Origin of the sequence: Burkholderia cepacia (genome assembly GCF_001039005.1) — a bacterium.
In the GTDB taxonomy this organism is placed as follows: domain Bacteria; phylum Pseudomonadota; class Gammaproteobacteria; order Burkholderiales; family Burkholderiaceae; genus Burkholderia; species Burkholderia theae.
This window is the reverse complement of sequence record NZ_LDWR01000010.1, coordinates 86,035-104,103: the sequence shown is the minus strand read 5'-3', so window position 1 is coordinate 104,103 and position 18,069 is coordinate 86,035. Positions and strand designations below refer to the sequence as shown.

Here is an 18,069-nt window from a genome sequence, read left to right as displayed (position 1 = left end):
ATCGACCGGTTGAATCCGCAGCTGATCTCGGACGTCTCCCGGACGTCAAAGGCGAGCATGGCGCTCGCCCGTCCGCTCAGCACCGAAGATCACATGCGAGTTTATATTTCCAGACTGCACGCACGCTGGCGTTGGAGTGGTGGACGACTTATACGGAAAGGTCGATTTTTTGAGATGGCGAAGTCAAGCGTACCTCATCTGGCGCAACGGCGGCAGACTCATATCGGTGCGCGCCGGCACGCTCAATGGGGAATTCGGCCATCGGCAACAATCGACCCTAAACGGTGCTTGCTGGCCGCCCGGAGCAGTCGTTCGCTATCGTTACATAAGCTTCCCCGGATCGCTTCGACTCACTCGAACTTGCCGAAATCCGCGTCTTCTTTGACGAATTTCCCTGTCGACAGGAGTGCCTGTTCGATGTCCGCGACGATGGACGCGTTGTTGATCGACGCGGTGACGAACAGCCCCCAGATATCGTCGTCTATTTCATAGTGGCCCCGAGCATACGCCCAATAGCTGAAATAGCGGTCCTGAGACAAGGCGCCCCGGGGATCGTCGAGGCCGTCCGGATGCGGGACCTGGACAGCATGCAGTGCATCTTGCAGGATCGCGGCGACGCTTGGGAAATCAACGGCGCGATGATCTTCAAGTACCTCGACCAGAAGATCGCTACCGTGAAATACCGGCCGAACGCGGAATCGAATCAGATTTGTCATGGCTCGTTTGTCTGTATCCGTGCGCCGGGGTCAAACGACCGCTGCTAGCCGCGCCCTGACGCTGGGGCATGTAACGGTCGCGAGCTCCAGTTGTCCATGCGCATCATGAAGCGTAGCCACACCGGGGAGTCTCTTTCCGTTTAGCCCGGTGGGTTCAGAAAGTCAGCGGGTAAGCTATCCGAAAACCCGAGCCCATGCCGCCCGAAGGCGTCGCGCGCGGTCTTCGAAGAGATATGAGGCCGCCAGCGTCAAGAGACCTGAAATTGCCCCCGTCACGATGTGCTCGACGTAGGGGATACGGTAGTGACTCGTGTGCGAGTAGGCGTCGCCCAACGTTGTCAGGAGGCCAACGACCAGCGCATTGCCGTATCGATGCGCGTAGAGTTTCGCAGCAGGCGTGAAAGTCAAAAATACAGCCAGGAGTCCAGTAAGCAGACCTGTATGAAATGCAATGGTCCAGTGGGCAAGGCTCATGATATTGCCCCAGCTCCCCGGCATGCAGGTCATGCACGCACTGGTCGGCTGCCAAAAACGCTGGATAAACAGTCTGACGCGATGCTTCCACTCGGTTGACATGATGCGTTCCCATCAATGCCGTCGTCACGGCCGACGCTGCCACACGTATCGTTGAAGCAGTTTCCAAACCCTTTGGCGAGCTTGCCGCCCTCGTCACGGATGGGTCGGCTATGCGCCGGAGAGACCGAGCAAAACTTGGACATGGGGGAATACTACTCCACGATCAGGCAGCCGCTGTTTCGACCAAGACCGGAATCAACTCTTGCGTTTATCGGTGCGGTCCCGCCCATAACGGGTTGAATCCGCAACCCAAAACTGCCTTTGGGACCTGGAGAAAGCAGCCCTTTAACGTCGGAGATGACCAGCGGACAGTAGGTGGGCGAAGCCCGCCGATAAGACGTCCGCGTCGATCGACCTGCTAGGTAGCCGGGCGCGGTCGCCTCATAGGGTCTCATCAGACGGATCATGCTACTGGTGCGCGAAACGACAATCCGAACTCGTTTTCATAGATAGCCCGCAGGTAGTTCGAGACTGTCCTCGTTTGTTCCGCAAGAAGAATGTCAAGGTCAGACGGTCTCCCCTCGTGCAGCAATTCACTTCTCAACCCGTACGCGTGATCGAGACTCTTCCAAGCGTCGAGATCGTCGGGAAACCACCGGCGGCAATGCCTTTTCAAAGCTTGCCGTACCGATTCACGCTTCAGTTGAAGCAGCCTTCCTTTCAGAGAGTCCTTGAGATCTGCCGGGATACTTGCGTTCGTAGAAAGCTCAATAGCTAGCGCATCAACGACGTCCGACACCTCAGGCCCAAGAGAATCCTGGACCGCAAGCGGCTCGAGTGCCGATACGGTCATCACAAACCGGGCACGGTCGTTTGACTCCAATGCGGCTGATGCAAAGAGCTCCACCGATAGCAACAACCTTCGATCCCGTAGTGGCGTCTCAATCGCCTTCCAGAACTCAGAAAGCACCACGTCTTGCGGCCAGTTGGTGTACCCAGTGGCAAGACCGAACATACCCGCGGAAAGCGTTCTATCAAAGACCGTCGGCGGCTCATGAGACATGTAGCTAAGGCGCAGGCCGAAATCCAGGCTGACCGCACACAGCAACAGCGCTTGCGCCATCTGCATTCCCGCCGCTTCCGCATCGCTCGCTGTGGGAAAACCTTCAACCGTCAGGTCGTAGGACTTGCCACCTTCAACTTCGAAGTCGAATGCATCGTCGGGCTGAATGGTCGCCACTGATCCATCAGGCAGAAGCAGCGTGACTCTCTCAAGCTCGCCGATGTGAGCCGCGCGCCGAACTTGAAACGTGAGCCGCACGCCGTACTTTCGTCGATGATCCTTCGCGAGGATCAGTTTCCGCTCAACAGCGGGTGGCTTTCGCGACATCGCAACCCCTCCCCCAGAAGTAGCGCGCATCACTAGTCATTGATCGTATGAGTCCAGCGAGGCACACCCGCTTTAGAGAGATATTCGACCAGCTTCCTGTCGCCAAAGAACTTGATCCGTCCGGCCTCTTGGAAAGCCAGTGCGGATTGGTCAATTTTCTGACCCGCGGCTCTTGCCTTAGCTGTCAACCGTGCGAGTACTTCTGAATTGGCAGAATCAGTTCCGCTGGTTGAACGTGCCTCAAAGACAGCAAAATCGATCCAACCACCTGAGGTGGACCGCTCGCGCAAGTGTGCATAGTTGATTTGCATCGTGTTGTCCGGTTCAAGTTACAGCCTTACGTCGCCTGTGAACTATGCTGTGTAAAAAACCACAACATTAACATTCCATGAAACCAGTATTGAACCTCTGCCACCGTTGCGCTCGGTCAAGGTTTTGGACCAATTGCGTGAGCGCCTCCGGTACCAACGCTACAGCTTAAGCACAGAGCAAGTATATGTCTATTGGGTACGCTCTTTTATTCGCTTTCACGAACCGGCACATTGCAGCACACGGGCATTAGCTGACCGCTATCGGGTAGCAAGCTGAGTTGACCGCTTTTGGCCATCTCGGACGTCAAAGGTGGCGTGGCGCTCGCCCGTCCGGTCTGTACCGAAGGAATCACATGAGAGTTTATATTTCCAGAGCGCGAGCGTTCAGGCGCCTGAGCAACTGACAACGTACACTAGTCGCTCGATATTCTGACCCGACCAGCATTGGTTTAAATACTCGGAGCGCAGGGACCTTGGCCTAGGAATGGTTGACGACTTATTCGGGCCGGTCGATTTTCTGAAGCAGCGGGCTCGGGCACGACCGCAGGTCGAAATCGGCGCGCGCCGGCACGCTCAATGGACAGTTCGCCCTTCCCATCCTCGCGCTTATTACCCATCGCGCTCACGGATATCTGACGATGCATTTGAATTTGCTGACGCTGACTCGTGGTGTTCAAGCGGGTGTGCAGATCCGGCCACGCTGGCCCGCGCGGCACGTCCGCGTGGATGCGCGCGTCCTCGGTAAGCTGCAGGCGATCCAGGCCGAGTTGCCCGCGCAGATCAACCTGATCCTGACGCGAGGCTACGAGCCGCAAGCGTCCAGTCTTGGTTTTGCCCGTCGCCGGTTTCGCGCCCTGGGAATCGGCGTGTTCCGCTTACTCTATCCCGCCCGATGCGACGAGTTGGCCGATATTTTCGGCAGCAATGGACACGATGTCGATGGAACGCATATCGACGTTTCATTTAGTTTGAACGGTCGTCGCGTACGGATGTTGCCGCTGGGCGTATTCACGCCGCCTTTCTGGCAGCGGCGCCGCGTACGGCGATGCGCTTCGGCCCTTGCAGAGCTCCATGCCGCGCTGATACGGCAAGGGTTTCAGATTCACCGCAACGCAACGGAAAGCCTGCAGATTCATTGTGATCTGATGCACTAGCGCAGATGATCACAGGCGCCACCGCAAACGCTCCGTAAAACGATCGAACTGCCGACCTTCCGTAAATCGGGCGCTCGAAACATTCACGCACCGCCTTCGCGTGCAGGAGCCGAGCGCCCAGCGCCTGCCGCTCCGCTACCCGTGCCAACAAGCAAGGCCTGCCCGATCGCTCGATCATGCAGCCGGGACATGAGAATTGAACACGGTTGCCGATGCGAGTTCGAGCGTCGTCGGATCTTCGAATTCCTTTTCCATGAAGTCGAACATGGCAGGCGAAACCTCAAACGAAAACGTATCGCCCTTTTCTGAATTCCTTGTCAGAACACGACCGCGCCGGATGTCATGCGGCGCGGTGACATAGTGCAGCTCACTCGAAATACCGGCGTCCCTGGCTCGATCAGCAAACGCCGAACGACTTCGCGCCTTCATGAAACCGAGATCCAGAATGACGTTCCCGCCATTTTTCGCGATCTGCTCGGCAGTGCGCCAGATTTGACTCTCGCAGCGCTGCACTCGCTCCATGAGCCAGTTCAATTCAACCGGCTCCGGAAGATCCGGGCCGTACAGCTGTGCCATCCACTCATCGATCGAGAAACGCGTCGCGCCGGACGAGACTGCGAGCGTACGCGCGTAAGTAGACTTGCCGGCACCTTGCGGCCCAAAAACGATATGTACCACTGCCATGAAATTCCCTGCCTCCAGGTCGAGCGCCGAAGTGGCGCTGGTTAATTGGCCCGGCGTTGTCGCGGCAGCGCGACCCGATCGCCGGATGTCATTGATTTCGATGCCGCGGTCGAACCGCCCACGTCAGCCCCGGCGCAAACCCAACGCGGGATGCGTCACTCGAAGGCAAACGCCCGGCGCGCTCATTCGGCTTGCGCGAAATTCAACTCGACGCCATTGCCTGCCGGATCGCGGCAAAAAATCTGAATCTGGCCCGTGAGCGGAACGTACTCACGCGTGAATTCCACGTTGGCCTCGGTCAGATGAAGCGCCATTTCGCTGGGACCGTCGCAGGAAAACGCTACGTGATCAAACGTATTGGCAACGTTTGACGGGCGCGACTCGCCCGGCCACGCTTCCGTCAGATGCAGCACGGTCTGCGTGCCCGCATACAACCAATACCCGAAGCTCTTGAACGGCGGGCGAAACCCTTCCTGCAAGCCGACGATGTCGACATAGAAATCGCGGAGCACATCGAGTGTCGACCGATCTGCCCGCAGATTGTAGTGATTGAATCCGGTAACTGGCATGACGTGTGGCTCGTGTTGGCGCAACGTGACATGAAATGGCATCGCGCCGGGCATTGTCGCTTCGGGCACGATCCGCGCGAAAACGGCAAGCCGGCAGCGGCGAGCAGTCGCAGCCGACCATCGACATCGGCGTCGCACTACCGCAACCGACCGTTGGTCGATAAAGCGCATGCCAGTATATTGCGGCCGTGCGGAAACCGGGCACCGGTATGACAGAGGCCACCGCGCGACGCGGCAAAATGCCCCTACGAAAATCGCATCGGCGGCCGACCCGATTTTCAGGTACAAATCGGGGACGCTGAAATTCCCCGCAGGCTATCGGAGACCCTCGCTCATGACTCGGCAAAACGCACCGGATATCGCAACGGCAACCCTCACGAACCCCGGCGACAACCCATCCGCGCCGATTCGCGCCATCGTGCCGTCAAGCACCGCGTTGCTCGTCATGCATTACCAGACCGACATCCTCGGACTCTTTCCGTCGGCCGCACCCGAATTGCTCGCCAATACGCGCCGGCTATGCGACGCGGCGCGGGCCGGCGGCGTCGGCGTCTGGTTCGCCAATCTCCGGTTCAGCCCCGGTTATCCGGAAGTCAGCCCGCGCAACAAGAACGGGCAAGGCATCAAGCAGCTCGGCCTCTTCATCGACGACGGCCCGTCGCCGGAGCTGGGCCGGCGGGCCGACGAGCCGCTGATCGTCGCGCACCGCGCCAGCGTGTTTTTCGGCACCGATCTGCAGGCACGGCTGGTCGCGCAAGGCGTCGATTCGCTGATCATGGTCGGCATCGCGTCGACCGGCGTGATGCTGTCGTCGATCGGCTACGCGAGCGACGCGGACTTCCGCCTGTATACGGTCAAGGACTGCTGCTACGACCCGGACCCGGTCGTCCACGAGCACCTGTTCTCCACCGCGTTCGAATCGCGCACGACGGTACTGTCGCTCGCGGACGCGTTGCGGCTGCTCGGGTAACGAACCCGCAGCATCTCCCGGAACCGCCCGCACAAAAACGGCTTACCGGGCGGTTCCAATGCCCGCCAGAATGAAATCGATGCCGGCCAGGAACTGCTCGCGCTCGTCGCCCGAAACCGGTGTATATTGCCGACCGATATGCCTGCATGCGCGCCGTCGACGGCGCGCCCGACCTCACCGAATGCCCAGCCCATCCGCCCTGCCGACGCCTGCCGAGTTGAACCGCACGCTACCGTTCGCGGCCGGCGCGCGGCCGTGGCGGCTCGTCCGTTATGCGTGCGTCGACTGGCTCGGCATCCTGCTGTGCTGGGCCGCGATCCGCTTCGTGCCGAATCCGTTCGTCTATGTCGCCGCCGTGCTGCTGATCGCGGGCCGGCTGCAGGCATTCGGCGTGATCCTGCACGACGCGTGCCATATTCCCGCGCGGCGCATGACGCTGCCGCTCGCGCTCGTCGAGGCGCTCGCCGGCTGGACGATCGGCTCGTCGATCGCCGCGATGCGCTATCACCACCTGCGCCATCACCGCGCGGTCGGCACCGCCGAAGATCCGTACCTGCACCGGCTGGCCGCACGCGGCGGCTGGGCGCAACGCGCGATGATGCTGCGCGGCGCGCTGCTGCCGGTCTGGTGGCCGCTGCGCGCGCTGATGGCGCCGCTCGCGCTCGCATGGCCCGCGTTCCGGCCGTGGTACGCACGCGGCTTCATGCAGGACCGCTCGCGTCAGGATCTGCGTCGTCACCCCGAAGTCATCGCATGCGCGCGCGCCGACCTGCCGCATTGCGCGGGTTATCTGCTCGCGATCGCCGCCGTCGTGCACTGGGACCTGCCGTTCTTCACGTACTACGGACTGCCGTGGATCGTCGGCGGCATCATGAACGCGAACCGCGTGCTGCTCGAACACGACCACGTCGAGATCGACGAACGCTCGCCGGAATCGATCTGGCGGATGACGCGCACGATGACGTTCGGCTGGATCGGCAAGCTCGTGCTGTATCCGCGCAACATCGGCTATCACCAGGTGCATCACGCGTATCCGGCACTCGCGCTCGAGCATCTGCCGGCCGTGCACCGCCATCTGACGGACGGCATCGCGTTCGCGCCGCCCCGGCCGGACCCGGCTGGCCCCGCGCTCTAGACGCTCTCACCACGCGGCCCCGCATGCCGCGCCTACAGCTCGAACCGCATCACTTTCTCGCCGCACTGTTCGGCCGGCAGCGGCTCGCCGCGTTTCACCGCGTCGAGCAGCCGGTCGATCGCGACATGCACGATATCGGCGCGCACGTTGTGCGGGCGGAACCCCGACGCGTTGTCGAGGCCCTGCCGGTGCGCGCGCATGATCCGCACGTCCTGCTGGATCACGAGGTGCGTATACAGATTCAGCAGCGGCCGCAGCGCGCGCAGCAGCCAGTGCGGCAGCCGGAAGCGATACGCGATATAGGTGTAGACGCGCGAGCGGCGCGCATCGATCGGCGTGATCTGGCTGACGATCAGGAACCCGGAACGCTCGCCCCACAGGTAGTCGCAGCGCGTCACGTTCGGCGCGATGAAGCGGTCGACGTGCGCGAGCGGCACGCGATCGGGGTTCGTGAGCCAGTCGAGGCAGAAGCCGATCTTGTCGTCGCCGTCGTGGTAGGTGACGGCGACGCTGTCCGGCATCGCCGCGACCGTCGCTTCCATCGCCTGGCCGCGGCTGCTGCGGAAGATCCCGTCGTGAACGAACACCGTATGCGGCACGTCCATGAAGTTCTGCGCGAGCATCGCGATGTCGCCGTCGAACGTGTTGACCATGTAGTACGACTGCCACGGCGCGGCGTCGCGGAACGGCATCCGGAAGATCGCGCGCGCCGACGGGTCGCCAGCGCCGAGATACACCCAGACTAGCCCGTCGAGCAGCTGCACGGGCAACGTGCGCTGCCGGAACGGATAACGGCCGGGCGTGCCGGTCGGCCGCGTGCCGTCGATGCTCGGCACATGGACGACCTGCCCTTCGCCGTCGTAGCGCCAGCCGTGATACGGGCAAACGAGCGCATCGCCGTCGACCTTGCCGGCCGACAGGCGCGTGCCGCGATGCACGCACTGGTCGATCAGCGCGGCGATCCGGCCGTCGCGCTGCCGGAACAGCACGATGCCGGTATCGAGAATCCGGACGCCGAGCGGCTTGTCGCGCGGAAGCTCACGTTCGGTGCATGCGACGAACCATTGCTCGTGCAGGCCGTCGGCCGGCGGCACAGGTTCGTGCGCGTGCGCCGCGTCGCGCGACGGGCAATCCTGCCCGCATCCGCTTGGTTCGATCATGTCGTTCATCGGGTCATTCATCCGTCATCGCGAGCAGCGCGTCGGCCACCGGCAGCCGCGTCACGAGCACGCACGGCTTCACGTCGCCCGCGCGGATGCCGGCGCGTTCGGCCGCATGCTGCAGCAAGTCGCCGAGCCGCGTCGGCGATTCGCCCAGCCGTCGCACGCGCAGCGGGCCAAGCTGGCCGATGCGGCGTGCATGCGCGTAATGGAACGCCTGCGCCAGCGCCGCTTCGACGGCCGCGCATAACGCGTCGGCTGCGTCATCGCCAATCTCGCCTGCGATACACAACACATAGTGCGGCTGCGCTTCCCGCGTAGTGCATGGCACGATGCACGCGCCGAGTTCGCCGTGCTGCGCGCGCGCCTCATTCAGCGCATCGGCCGCAATCTGCTCGTCGAGCTTCTCGCCGACGAGATCGACGCTCGCCGCCGCGCGCCCGACGAACGCAATGCGCGGCGTGCGCGCGGTCATGCCGACCACGCGGACACGATCGCCGAGCGCATAGCGCATGAGCCCGCCACCCGTGGTCAGCAGAACCTGTACTTCATCGCCGGATTGCAGCCCTTCAGCGTCGCACACGCTGCCGTCGTCGCGCACGAACTCAAGGTAGTGGCTGCCGATCGCGAGCGGGCAGCCGTCGCCCGCGCCGAACGGAATGCTGGCGACGCCTTCGGTCGCGAACAGCCCCTTCGGTAGCCATTGCACACCCGGGAACCGCAGACGCAACGCATCGGCGTAGTGCTTGCTCGGGCCGTCCAGCCAGCAGCTCACGGCAGCCAAACGCGGCCACAGCGCGCGGCAATCGCCATCCGCGATCGCACGGCGCAGCGCCGCGCGGCGCGCGGCCGGCAACGATGCATCGACCCATGCAAGGTCGCGCGCGCCGTCGGCATCGTCGCGATCGAACAGTGGACGCAGCACGCTCGTCAGGAACGTCGGGCTCCACACGCTGATGAGCGCGAGCGTTTCGTCGGCGACCAGCGCGCGCAGCGTCTCGCGCCGCCACGTCGACACGTCGCCGGTCAGCGGCGGCACCAGCAGCGTCGACGCGAGCGCGGCCGCGCTGCTGTCGCCGAGGTAATCGAGATCGCTCGCCGAGCCGACCGGAATGCCGTTCGGCGCAACGCCGGGCCCCTGCAACGGTGGCGACATCGACCAGTACGCACGCCCTTCCCCGAGCGCCGGGCACGCGCGATGCATGTCGGCCAGCCACACGATCATCGCGGCCTGCAATTCGCGCAGGAACGCGGGGGTGTACGGAATCAGCTTCTGGCGCGCAGTGCTGCCGCTCGTCCGTTCGAGGAACACCGGGCGCTCGGCGGTCAGCACCGGTTCCGGTTCGTGCGACACACGTTCGAGCCACGGCAGGAAATCGGCGGCCGCATGCACCGGCACGCGCTCGCGGAACTGCGCGGGGCTGTCGATCCGGTCGAAGCCGAAGCGGCGTCCGAACGCCGTATCGCGGTTCGCGGCGAGCAGCGCCATCAGCCGTTGCGCCTGCGCGTCGCCCGGCGCCTCGAGGCTCGCCAGCCAGCGGTCGACGTCCGGCTGCGCGGCGCGCGCGAACGTGCGCCATGCGTCGGCCGGGCTGCGGGCGGAGGCGTCCATCAGAAATAGGTCTTGTCGAGTTGCGCGAGATCGTCGGGCAGCCGGCGCGGCGGCGCGAAGATCGTGAGCCAGCCGTACCACAGCGGTCGCGTCTCGCGCTGGTCCGACGCCGCATGCATGTCCTGCCAGCGCAGCGCGGGCCGGCGATGGTGCGTCAGGTTGTAGTTGAAGTTCAGCAGCAGCCAGCGCACGGGCGTCGGCGCGCGCATGTTGTACGTGCCTTCGACGACGTCGAGCGGTGTGCGCATGTGGTACACCCACTGCAGCGACGACCACGAGAACGCGAACGCGACATACGCGATCAGCACCGCCGACGCCGACCAGTCGAGCAACCAGCCGGCCAGCAGCCACGCGCCGACGGCGGCCAGCGTTTCGTAGCGGATGCGGCGGAAGTCGGCCGTCGTGAATTCCTTGAAGGCGGCCGCGTAGGTGTTGTCGTCGCCGCGCGCGGCAAGCTGCTGCATCGTGCGGCCGGGCACCAGCGCGAGCACGAAGCTGCCGACGAAACTGCCGAGCCAGATGCCGCCGAGGATCGCCGCGTAGTATTCGATACGCTTGCGCAGCAGCGATTCGTCCGCCGTCGCGAAATCAGCGCGCTCGGCGCGCGTGCGGTTGCGCACGTGATGGCCGAGATGGTTCACGTGAATGAGCGTCGCGGCTGCACCGAACATCGTGGACGCCCACCACATCATCATATAATTCGCGATCGGCCGGCGATGCCCGAACCCGTGAAAGGTTTCGTGCATCATCGAGAATACGCCCTGCATCACGAGGCAGAACGGGATGAGCACGAGCCACTTGATCGCACCGGCACTCGTATGCGAAAGCCAGGTGAGCGTGCCGGCCCACACCATGCTCTGCAGCGCGAGCACCCACAGGTTCGCGCGATCGTAACGTCGGGTCTGCGCCGCAGCGGCCTGCGCGCTCGGTCGGTTCATGGCTCGGAATGGCGGTTGTTTGCACGGGAGGATACAACAGATGCGTCAGCCGCCGAAAACGGCTCGCGCCCCGTCCCCGACGGGGCCGAACTAGCATGCGTCCGTTTCGCCGCGCCCCCGCCGCCAACGCCGCGTCGCGCATGCCGCCGCGCGACGTGCACTTCGCGATCGACGCACGCATTCCGCGCTTCTGGTATCGCGGCACCTGCCATGTCACGCGCTTCTTCGACGCGTTTTCCGTGATGTTCCCGCTCGGCGAGCGCTTCTTCATCGAAAGCGTGCGGCCGTTTCGCGACCGCGTCGGCGGCGATGCGTCGCTCGCGGCCGACGTCGACGCGTTCGTGCGGCAGGAGGCGTCGCATATACGCGTGCACCGGCTCTACAACGCGCGCCTCGCGTCGCAGCGCGTGCCGGTCGACGCGCTCGAAGCGCTGCTCGAAAAACGCCAGCGCAACGCCGCGCGCCAGGTGTCGCCCGTCACGCGGCTCGCGCTGACGGCGTGCCTCGAACACTACACGACGATCCTCGCGCACCGCCTGCTGAGTGACCCGGCGATCCTCGACGGCGCCGATCCGACGATGGCGGCCGTGTGGCGCTGGCATGCGATCGAGGAAACCGAACACAAGACCGTCGCGTTCGACGTGTTCACGGCGGCGATGCCGAACGCGGCGCGGCGCTATGTCGTGCGCTGCGCGGCGATGCTCGGGATCTCGGTCTACTTCGTGGTCGACCTGATCTTTTTCGTGCACCGGCTCGTCGCGGTCGACGGTCAGACGTGGAATGTGCGCGGCTGGCTGCAATTGCTGCGCTGGCTGTTCGTCGCGCCGGGCATCTTCACGCGCGTGATGCCGCTGTGGCTGGCCTGGTTCTCGCCGCGCTTCCATCCCGATCGCATCGATAGCGACGCGGCGCTGCGCGCGGCGCGCATCGCGCTCGAACCGTATCTGGCCACCTCCGAACGCGAACCGGAGTCGCACGCATGACGCGCGCGCCGTGGACGCCCGACGGGTTCGACGACTGGCGCCGCCACTATCCTGCGACGCCGTTCGCACGAGCTGAAGCGCCGCTCGACCGGACCGACGCGTTCATCGACGGCTGGACGCGACGCACCGCCCGGCTGCCACTGACGACGACGATCGTGCTCGTCGCCGGCCTGTATTCGGAATGGCTGCCCGGCTGCAATCGCGGCGCGCGGCAGACGCTCGGCGCGGCCGGCTATCGCGTGCTGACGGTGCCGGTGCGTTCCGCGCGCGGCGTGTTCGATCAAGGTGCGCATATCGGACCGTACCTGCGCACGCACCTGCCGGCCGGCGGCGAATTCGTCGCGCTCGCGCACAGCAAGGGCGGCATCGATACGCTCGCCGCGCTGGTCGGCGATCCGGCGCTGTCGGCGCGTTGCGCGGGCATCGCGCTCGTGCAGCCGCCGTGCGGCCCGTCCGCGATCGTCGACACGATCTTCCGTCACGGCGTGCCGCTGCACGTGGCCGCGCCGTGGCCCGACCGCATCGCGCAGCGCCTGCTGCGCACGCGCTGGGCGAACGCCGGCACGCGCGACATCAGCAGCCGGCGCGATCCTCGTGTCGGCGCGATGCTCGCGGCGCTGCCGCGCGACCTGCATCTCGTGCATGGCGTGAGCTGGTCCGTCGAAGCGTCCACGCGTTTCGATTCGCACCATGGGCGGCTGAACGGCCATCGTCCCGGCTGCGCGCACGACGGGCAGTTTTATCTCGAACATCAGGTGATGGCCGGCATCCCGCAAATCTGCCTGCCGCGGCTCGATCACGGCCAGCCCGTGCTCGGCGGGCTCGGCTTCGACGCCGGCCGCTTCTGGCTCGCGCTCGCCGACCTGCTGCACGTCACGCGCGGTCAGACGAGGTAGATCTCGAAGCCCGGCACGCGGCCGGCCAGCAGGCCGTCGATCGGCTCGGCCGGCTCGCCGGTCGACAGCGTATAGAGATCCATCGGCGTACGCGCCGCGCGATAGCGCGCGAGCGCGGGCCATAGCGGATCGTCGTCGTACAGGCACAGCTGCATCAGCGCATGACCGTTGCGCACGCGCAGCCACGCGGCATCGAGCAGCGCCGCGAACACGGACGGATCGCGGTCGCGCACCTGCAGGTGCGTCAGGTAGACATCGCGCAGCGGCTCGCCGGGTGCCGCGATGCGCGGGCGGCGCAACGCGGGCGCAAGCGCGTTGAATGCGACACGGATCGCCTGCAGCGGCAACGGCAGCCGTTCGAGCACGATCCGCTTGATGTCGCCGGCATCCCACGGCGCGACGCAGCCGAGCACGTTGCCGCGCGCGTCGAGCGCCAGCAGGAATGAACCGATGCCGAACGCCGGCCACGTGTCGAGCCGGCGCGCGAACTCGTCCGCGGAAAACACGCTACCGAACGGCTGGCGACGCGATTCGGCATCGAGAAACGCGCGCAGCGCGTCCGCGTGATGCGGCTGCGCGTCGACGATCCGGACGCCGAGCGCGTTGTGCGGCGCGGACGACAACCCGCGCTGCGCGTAGACCGACACATTCTCGTAGCCGTGCCAATGAGAAAAGCGCAACCGGTTCTCGCGCCGCGACCGCGCAAGCGACTGCACCGCGAGCCGGTTGTCGCGAATCATGCAGCAGTACGCGTGCTGCACGCCGGCTTCGGCGCGCAGCGTCGCGAAGCGGTCGCGCACCGAGTCGGTCCACTCGCGCGACAGGTGCCGGTCGGGCATCAGGCGCAGATCGCCCAGATAGGCGACCGGCTGCGCGCGCTCGCCGAGATAACCGTCGCGCACGACGAGGCTCGCGAGCCCCTTCAGCGCCGCCTGCTCGCCCTCCGCGAGCCATACCTCATGATGCGGCGCGTGGCAGCGATGCAGCGCGAAGTAGTCGGGTGCGCGATCGAAGCGCAGCGGCAGGCTGCCCTGCATCGCATGGCGCGCCTGGAAATCGAGGATGCGCGCGTTGTCGGCCGGTTGCGCGAGACGGATCCGCATGCGTGCGGCTCACGCGCCGTCGAACAGCCGGCGCGCGAGCGGCCGCAGGTTCGACGCGGACAGTTCGCACAGGCACACGAGTTCGTTGCCCTGCGCATAGCCGGGGTTGCGGGCAAGGAAGTAGTCGACGTCGGCGAGCCGCCGGTGCGCGACCGGCACCTCCGCGAGCGTGGGTGTCAGCCGGCCCTGCGGCATGTCGAAAGACAGGAGACCGGTGGCCGGATCGTACGCGTGCCCGTAGCGGCTGGCGGCCAGGTAATCCATCAGGTCCTGCGTCGCCGGTGCGGTCAAATTGTCGGCGCGCGGCGCGTAGTCGCGCGCGAACGCGCGCAGGTAGCGATAGGTGCGATGCCCCTTGCAGATCAGGAACCAGTACAGCGGCACGGCCGGCGCCTGCCGCCACACGTCGCCCGCGTGGCGGATCCACGCGAACGCGAGATGCTGCGTGCCCCAGTGAGCGGGATCGATGATCGTATCGCCGGAAAAGATCACGCGGATCGACGCGTCGCGCCAGTGCGTCTCGTACTGCTTCAGCGTCGAGAAGCCCTGGATCGCGCCGCCGCTGTCGCGCAGCACGATGCAGTGCGTCTTGTCGCCGAGGTCGCGGTCGAACTGCGCACGCACCGTGTCGCAATACGATGCCGCATACAACGAGAACATCCGGTCGATGTCGTCCGGGCCCAAGGCCGCACGTTCGACGGCAGTGGCACGCAACTCCATCGGGGCACTCCTGCAAGACTGAACACCTTGCTATGATAGCCCGTTACCCGCCCGCTCCCGCCATGTCCCAGGTCCTTGCCCGCCAGGATGCGAACGACACGCCGATCGCCCGGCCATGGCTGCTGCTCATCGCCTATCTCGTCGTGACGGGTGCGCTCTACCGCTTCGTCACGCACATGCCGCTCGGGCCGGTTACGGCGATTTCGGCGAGCGCATTCGATCGCGCGATTCCGGTGCTGCCCGGCACCGTACCGCTCTACCTGAGCTACCTCTTCGTGATGCCCGCGCTGGTATGGCTCGGACGCGGCCGCGCATGGCTGCTGCCGGCGTTCTTCGCCGGCGCGCTCGCGGCGGGCCTTTGCCTCGTATCCCATCTGTTGCATCCGACCGCCGTCGCATGGCCGGCCGCCGACAGCGACTGGATCGCGTGGCTGCAACGAATCGACACGCCGCTTGCCGCGTCGCCGAGCGGGCACGTCGCGCTGCCGGTCGCGATCGCAATCGTGCTGCTGGCGCTGCGACGGCGAACCGCCGTGCTTTTCGTCGCATGGAGCGCGCTGCTGATGGTGACGGTGCTGACCACCGGCCAGCATCGCGCCGTGGAGGTCGCATGGGGCGGCGCGGTCGGCATCGCGGCCGGCGCGGCGACGCTCGCTTTGCGTCGCGCGAACGCCGACCTGCGCACGATGGCAGCCGCGCTGCTCGAATGGGCGTGCATCGTCGTTGCGATCCGCGTGGCCGTCGCGCTCGGCGCGTGGTACCTGTATGCGCTTGCCGTGCTCGTCGTCGCGACGCGGCAGCACGCGCTGTTCATCCTGTATCACGACGCGGCCCACTATCACGTCACGCGCCGCCGCGGTGTCAACGATTTCCTGATCAACCTGGCGATCGGCGTGCCGGGGCTCGTACCCGTCGAGTTCTACCGGCCGCTGCATCTCGCGCATCACCGCCATCTCGGCACCGCGCAGGATCCCGAGCGCCAGTTCCTCTATCACGACCAGCCGTGGCGATTCCGGCCGCTCGATGCGTGGCCGCTCGCGCGGCAGTTCCTCGGCGATCTGTTCGTGCTGAACATGGTGCGCAACATGGCGGCATTCCGGCGCGCGGGCGGGCAGAACACGCGGCTCGGCCAGCCGTTTCAGTTGGCCGCGGCCGGTTGGGTGGCGATCGTCGTGCTGCTCGTGTGGGCCTGTTCCGCGCGGACGATCCTGCTGGTCGCGGCGCTGTGGTTCGCGCCGCTGCTCACGCTGTCGGTGCTGCTGCAGAAGATCCGCAGCATGGCCGAGCACAGCGGCGGCCCGCATGCGACACCGGGCTGGGCCGACTGGACGTATTCATGGCGAACCGGATGGATCGGCCGCGTGTTCGTGTGGCCGTATCACATCAACCTGCATCTGCAGCATCACCGCAACCCGGCGGTGCCATGGCATGCGTTGCCCGACACGGTCGCGGGCGACGAGCATCAGCTCGACGCACCGGAACTGGCCGGGCTGCTGTGGTCGGGCATTCCGCCGAAGCGGTGACCGACGACGACGTGCGCGATGTCGCGCACGCCGATGCAGGTTGGACAGCGCCGACCACCTTCCCCGTTACTTCGCGATATACACACCCGACGTCGGGCACGTGCCCTGCGTATTGCCGTCCGTCACGAGCGACGCGGCACTCGGGAACTGTGTGGTCGCGCTCGTCTTCACCGCGATCCACGCTTCGGTGAAATAGCTGACGCCATTCGTCTTCGTGCACTTCAGCGACACCGCGCTGCGCGTATTGCTGCCGAACGCGCCTTCGAACGCGGACAGCAACTGGTTGCGCGTCACCGTCTTGCCCGCGTTCGCCTGCAGGTACGCGTTGAACGACGTGTTGCCGAGGCGGCTGATCATGCCGGCCGCCTGGTTCCAGTATGCATCGGGCGACGCCGAGTCCGAACAGGTGCCGTGCTTGAACCATTCGTGCTTGTCGAGGCACGACGCGACGCCCGGCATGTACGTCGACAGCGTGTTGCGCGTCGCGCTGCTGAGCGGGTACGCATCCATGCTGCACCACTGGTGCGCGTTGTCGAGGTCGATGTCGCTCTGCGGCACGCCGCAGTAGAACGGCTGGTTGCCGTCATAGCGGTTCGGCCACAGCCCATGCAGCGACAGGCTCGTCGCCGCATACGAGCCGGCGAGGTTCGTGCATTCGGGCGTGTCGTGCGACGCGCAGAAGCCGGGCTCCCACGAGGCGGCGAGCAGCAAGTAGTCGTAGCTGGACTGCGCGGTGGCGTGCAGCGAGGCGGATGCGACAGCGAGTGCGGCAGCGGCGCGGGCGAGCGTCTTGAGCATGGCGTTTCCTCGGAAAAGGCTTGCGGTCGCGGGATGCGCCGCAAGATTGTCGAATGTCTGCCCGCGATTGTTGCAACCGCAACATGGCACGAATGTGAAGGTGGCCGAATTATGTGCTGTGGCGCGGTCACACGCTGGCGTTCCGCTCGATACCCGAGCGGAACGCCAGCGCAGGAACCGATTCCGCGTCCTGCCCGATACGGCACACCGTTGACGCGTGCCGCCGTTCAGGCAGCACGCCGTCGCTCACGATCCGGCGCCCAGTTGCGTGCACGCACGCGCCGAGGATTCGGGGCCTTCGAGCGCGAGGATCTGCCATACGCCGACGCTGACGCGCTGGCGCGCCGCCGGCGACGCATCGGCCAGCAACGCCTCGACGCGCGGCGCCGCGTCCGGTGCCTTCTGCTTCAGCGCCGCATGATGCCGTGCGCGCGACGCCGGCTCGGATTCGTAGACGTCGCACAAGCGCACCATGCCGGCCAGGCCCGCGAGATCGTCGTCCTTGTCGATCGCGGCGGGCTCGACGGGCACGAGGCCCTTGCGCTCCGCCGCGGGCAGCCTGTCGCGCGCGCCTTCGTCGATCGACGTGGCGGCGGCCGGCGGCAGGCCGCCGATCGCCGCGACGATCCGGCTGCCCGCGGCGATCATGTCGCCCTGGCACTCGATCTTGTCGTCGGCCGCGACGTTCGAGCAGAACGACACCGACGTCCGGTACACGTCGTTGCTCATGCGCGGCACCTCGTCTTCGGCCGCATGCGCGAGGCCGGCGCTCGCCAGCGCCAGCGAAACGGGAATCAGGATGCGGAAAGCTCTCGTCTTGTTCATTTTTGTTCGTCTGTGGGTTTTTATAACGGGCAACATCGCCGGGCCGTAAAGTGGCTAGCCCTGCGG

19 protein-coding genes and 1 pseudogene are annotated in these 18,069 nt (G+C 65.5%); 7 read left to right on the top strand and 13 right to left on the bottom strand.

Features of this window, described 5'->3' with window-relative positions:
• Positions 1 to 350: 350 nt before the first annotated feature.
• From VL15_RS05095 to VL15_RS39620, 4 genes are all read right to left on the bottom strand, one after another.
• A complete protein-coding gene (locus VL15_RS05095; RefSeq protein ID WP_048243641.1) occupies positions 351 to 716 on the bottom strand; it encodes a hypothetical protein in 366 nt (121 codons plus the stop codon).
• A gap of 174 nt (positions 717 to 890) precedes the next feature.
• Complete coding sequence (locus VL15_RS05090) at positions 891 to 1,292, bottom strand: hypothetical protein (RefSeq protein WP_048243638.1); 402 nt, start codon at positions 1,290 to 1,292, stop codon at positions 891 to 893.
• 403 nt (positions 1,293 to 1,695) lie between these two features.
• Positions 1,696 to 2,622: a hypothetical protein gene (locus VL15_RS05085; RefSeq protein WP_155420122.1), complete on the bottom strand. Its 927-nt coding sequence runs from the start codon at positions 2,620 to 2,622 to the stop codon at positions 1,696 to 1,698.
• Positions 2,623 to 2,654: 32 nt separating this feature from the next.
• Positions 2,655 to 2,933 carry a hypothetical protein gene (locus VL15_RS39620; protein WP_080970723.1) on the bottom strand — a complete coding sequence of 93 codons (279 nt, stop codon included), beginning with the start codon at positions 2,931 to 2,933 and terminating at the stop codon, positions 2,655 to 2,657.
• 88 nt (positions 2,934 to 3,021) lie between these two features.
• Here VL15_RS39620 and VL15_RS39615 point away from each other — a divergent pair.
• A pseudogene (locus VL15_RS39615) lies at positions 3,022 to 3,174 on the top strand (phage integrase N-terminal SAM-like domain-containing protein); the annotation flags it as partial.
• Between the two features lie 397 nt (positions 3,175 to 3,571).
• Positions 3,572 to 4,087, top strand: a complete 516-nt coding sequence (locus VL15_RS05080; protein ID WP_230684343.1) for a hypothetical protein — start codon at positions 3,572 to 3,574, stop codon at positions 4,085 to 4,087.
• Between the two features lie 174 nt (positions 4,088 to 4,261).
• Here the strand turns inward: VL15_RS05080 and VL15_RS05075 are convergent, their stop codons facing one another.
• On the bottom strand, positions 4,262 to 4,771 hold the full coding sequence (locus tag VL15_RS05075; RefSeq protein ID WP_048243628.1) for an AAA family ATPase: 510 nt from the start codon (positions 4,769 to 4,771) through the stop codon (positions 4,262 to 4,264).
• A gap of 182 nt (positions 4,772 to 4,953) precedes the next feature.
• Positions 4,954 to 5,340: a VOC family protein gene (locus VL15_RS05070; RefSeq protein WP_048243624.1), complete on the bottom strand. Its 387-nt coding sequence runs from the start codon at positions 5,338 to 5,340 to the stop codon at positions 4,954 to 4,956.
• Between the two features lie 334 nt (positions 5,341 to 5,674).
• Between VL15_RS05070 and VL15_RS05065 the strand changes: the two genes are divergently transcribed.
• Together VL15_RS05065 and VL15_RS05060 are read left to right on the top strand one after the other, a co-directional pair.
• Positions 5,675 to 6,310, top strand: coding sequence for a cysteine hydrolase family protein (locus VL15_RS05065; RefSeq protein WP_048243620.1), 636 nt, complete (start codon positions 5,675 to 5,677; stop codon positions 6,308 to 6,310).
• Between the two features lie 181 nt (positions 6,311 to 6,491).
• Complete coding sequence (locus tag VL15_RS05060) at positions 6,492 to 7,445, top strand: fatty acid desaturase family protein (RefSeq protein WP_048243612.1); 954 nt, start codon at positions 6,492 to 6,494, stop codon at positions 7,443 to 7,445.
• Between the two features lie 32 nt (positions 7,446 to 7,477).
• Here the strand turns inward: VL15_RS05060 and VL15_RS05055 are convergent, their stop codons facing one another.
• Genes VL15_RS05055 through VL15_RS05045 form a run of 3 tightly spaced genes read right to left on the bottom strand, consistent with a single transcriptional unit; the run spans position 7,478 to position 11,155 of the window.
• Complete coding sequence (locus VL15_RS05055; protein ID WP_230684341.1) at positions 7,478 to 8,614, bottom strand: aromatic ring-hydroxylating oxygenase subunit alpha; 1,137 nt, start codon at positions 8,612 to 8,614, stop codon at positions 7,478 to 7,480.
• Between the two features lie 4 nt (positions 8,615 to 8,618).
• Positions 8,619 to 10,217, bottom strand: coding sequence for a GH3 family domain-containing protein (locus VL15_RS05050; protein WP_048243611.1), 1,599 nt, complete (start codon positions 10,215 to 10,217; stop codon positions 8,619 to 8,621).
• Complete coding sequence (locus tag VL15_RS05045; protein WP_048243608.1) at positions 10,217 to 11,155, bottom strand: fatty acid desaturase; 939 nt, start codon at positions 11,153 to 11,155, stop codon at positions 10,217 to 10,219. Before VL15_RS05045 ends, VL15_RS05050 begins: the two co-directional genes overlap by 1 nt.
• Positions 11,156 to 11,250: 95 nt before the next feature.
• On the opposite strand from VL15_RS05045, the gene VL15_RS05040 reads away from it, so the two are divergent.
• Together VL15_RS05040 and VL15_RS05035 are read left to right on the top strand one after the other, a co-directional pair.
• A complete protein-coding gene (locus VL15_RS05040; RefSeq protein ID WP_048243606.1) occupies positions 11,251 to 12,138 on the top strand; it encodes a metal-dependent hydrolase in 888 nt (295 codons plus the stop codon).
• Positions 12,135 to 13,034 (top strand): hypothetical protein, encoded by a 900-nt coding sequence (locus VL15_RS05035; RefSeq protein WP_048243605.1) that lies wholly within the window; start codon positions 12,135 to 12,137, stop codon positions 13,032 to 13,034. Before VL15_RS05040 ends, VL15_RS05035 begins: the two co-directional genes overlap by 4 nt.
• Here the strand turns inward: VL15_RS05035 and VL15_RS05030 are convergent.
• Both VL15_RS05030 and VL15_RS05025 read right to left on the bottom strand, forming a co-directional pair.
• Complete coding sequence (locus tag VL15_RS05030; RefSeq protein ID WP_048243603.1) at positions 13,022 to 14,137, bottom strand: hypothetical protein; 1,116 nt, start codon at positions 14,135 to 14,137, stop codon at positions 13,022 to 13,024. The two genes, VL15_RS05035 and VL15_RS05030, sit on opposite strands and share 13 nt — an antisense overlap.
• A 9-nt stretch (positions 14,138 to 14,146) precedes the next feature.
• Entirely contained in the window at positions 14,147 to 14,857 is a 711-nt protein-coding gene (locus VL15_RS05025) for a hypothetical protein (protein WP_048243601.1), read from the bottom strand.
• Between the two features lie 62 nt (positions 14,858 to 14,919).
• Here VL15_RS05025 and VL15_RS05020 point away from each other — a divergent pair, with 62 nt between their 5' ends.
• Positions 14,920 to 16,380, top strand: a complete 1,461-nt coding sequence (locus tag VL15_RS05020) for a fatty acid desaturase family protein (RefSeq protein ID WP_048243599.1) — start codon at positions 14,920 to 14,922, stop codon at positions 16,378 to 16,380.
• Between the two features lie 66 nt (positions 16,381 to 16,446).
• On the opposite strand, the gene VL15_RS05015 is transcribed toward VL15_RS05020, so the two are convergent.
• Both VL15_RS05015 and VL15_RS05010 read right to left on the bottom strand, forming a co-directional pair.
• A complete protein-coding gene (locus tag VL15_RS05015; RefSeq protein ID WP_048243597.1) occupies positions 16,447 to 17,178 on the bottom strand; it encodes a ribonuclease T2 in 732 nt (243 codons plus the stop codon).
• Between the two features lie 246 nt (positions 17,179 to 17,424).
• A complete protein-coding gene (locus VL15_RS05010) occupies positions 17,425 to 18,003 on the bottom strand; it encodes a hypothetical protein (RefSeq protein ID WP_048243595.1) in 579 nt (192 codons plus the stop codon).
• Between the last annotated feature and the right edge of the window lie 66 nt (positions 18,004 to 18,069).

Coding starts and splice junctions, on each gene's coding strand:
- VL15_RS05095 (WP_048243641.1), bottom strand. CDS start 716: ATGACAAATCTGATTCGATTCCGCGTTCGGCCGGTATTTCACGGTAGC.
- VL15_RS05090 (WP_048243638.1), bottom strand. CDS start 1,292: ATGTCAACCGAGTGGAAGCATCGCGTCAGACTGTTTATCCAGCGTTTT.
- VL15_RS05085 (WP_155420122.1), bottom strand. CDS start 2,622: ATGTCGCGAAAGCCACCCGCTGTTGAGCGGAAACTGATCCTCGCGAAG.
- VL15_RS39620 (WP_080970723.1), bottom strand. CDS start 2,933: ATGCAAATCAACTATGCACACTTGCGCGAGCGGTCCACCTCAGGTGGT.
- VL15_RS05080 (WP_230684343.1), top strand. CDS start 3,572: ATGCATTTGAATTTGCTGACGCTGACTCGTGGTGTTCAAGCGGGTGTG.
- VL15_RS05075 (WP_048243628.1), bottom strand. CDS start 4,771: ATGGCAGTGGTACATATCGTTTTTGGGCCGCAAGGTGCCGGCAAGTCT.
- VL15_RS05070 (WP_048243624.1), bottom strand. CDS start 5,340: ATGCCAGTTACCGGATTCAATCACTACAATCTGCGGGCAGATCGGTCG.
- VL15_RS05065 (WP_048243620.1), top strand. CDS start 5,675: ATGACTCGGCAAAACGCACCGGATATCGCAACGGCAACCCTCACGAAC.
- VL15_RS05060 (WP_048243612.1), top strand. CDS start 6,492: ATGCCCAGCCCATCCGCCCTGCCGACGCCTGCCGAGTTGAACCGCACG.
- VL15_RS05055 (WP_230684341.1), bottom strand. CDS start 8,614: ATGAACGACATGATCGAACCAAGCGGATGCGGGCAGGATTGCCCGTCG.
- VL15_RS05050 (WP_048243611.1), bottom strand. CDS start 10,217: ATGGACGCCTCCGCCCGCAGCCCGGCCGACGCATGGCGCACGTTCGCG.
- VL15_RS05045 (WP_048243608.1), bottom strand. CDS start 11,155: ATGAACCGACCGAGCGCGCAGGCCGCTGCGGCGCAGACCCGACGTTAC.
- VL15_RS05040 (WP_048243606.1), top strand. CDS start 11,251: ATGCGTCCGTTTCGCCGCGCCCCCGCCGCCAACGCCGCGTCGCGCATG.
- VL15_RS05035 (WP_048243605.1), top strand. CDS start 12,135: ATGACGCGCGCGCCGTGGACGCCCGACGGGTTCGACGACTGGCGCCGC.
- VL15_RS05030 (WP_048243603.1), bottom strand. CDS start 14,137: ATGCGGATCCGTCTCGCGCAACCGGCCGACAACGCGCGCATCCTCGAT.
- VL15_RS05025 (WP_048243601.1), bottom strand. CDS start 14,857: ATGGAGTTGCGTGCCACTGCCGTCGAACGTGCGGCCTTGGGCCCGGAC.
- VL15_RS05020 (WP_048243599.1), top strand. CDS start 14,920: ATGTCCCAGGTCCTTGCCCGCCAGGATGCGAACGACACGCCGATCGCC.
- VL15_RS05015 (WP_048243597.1), bottom strand. CDS start 17,178: ATGCTCAAGACGCTCGCCCGCGCCGCTGCCGCACTCGCTGTCGCATCC.
- VL15_RS05010 (WP_048243595.1), bottom strand. CDS start 18,003: ATGAACAAGACGAGAGCTTTCCGCATCCTGATTCCCGTTTCGCTGGCG.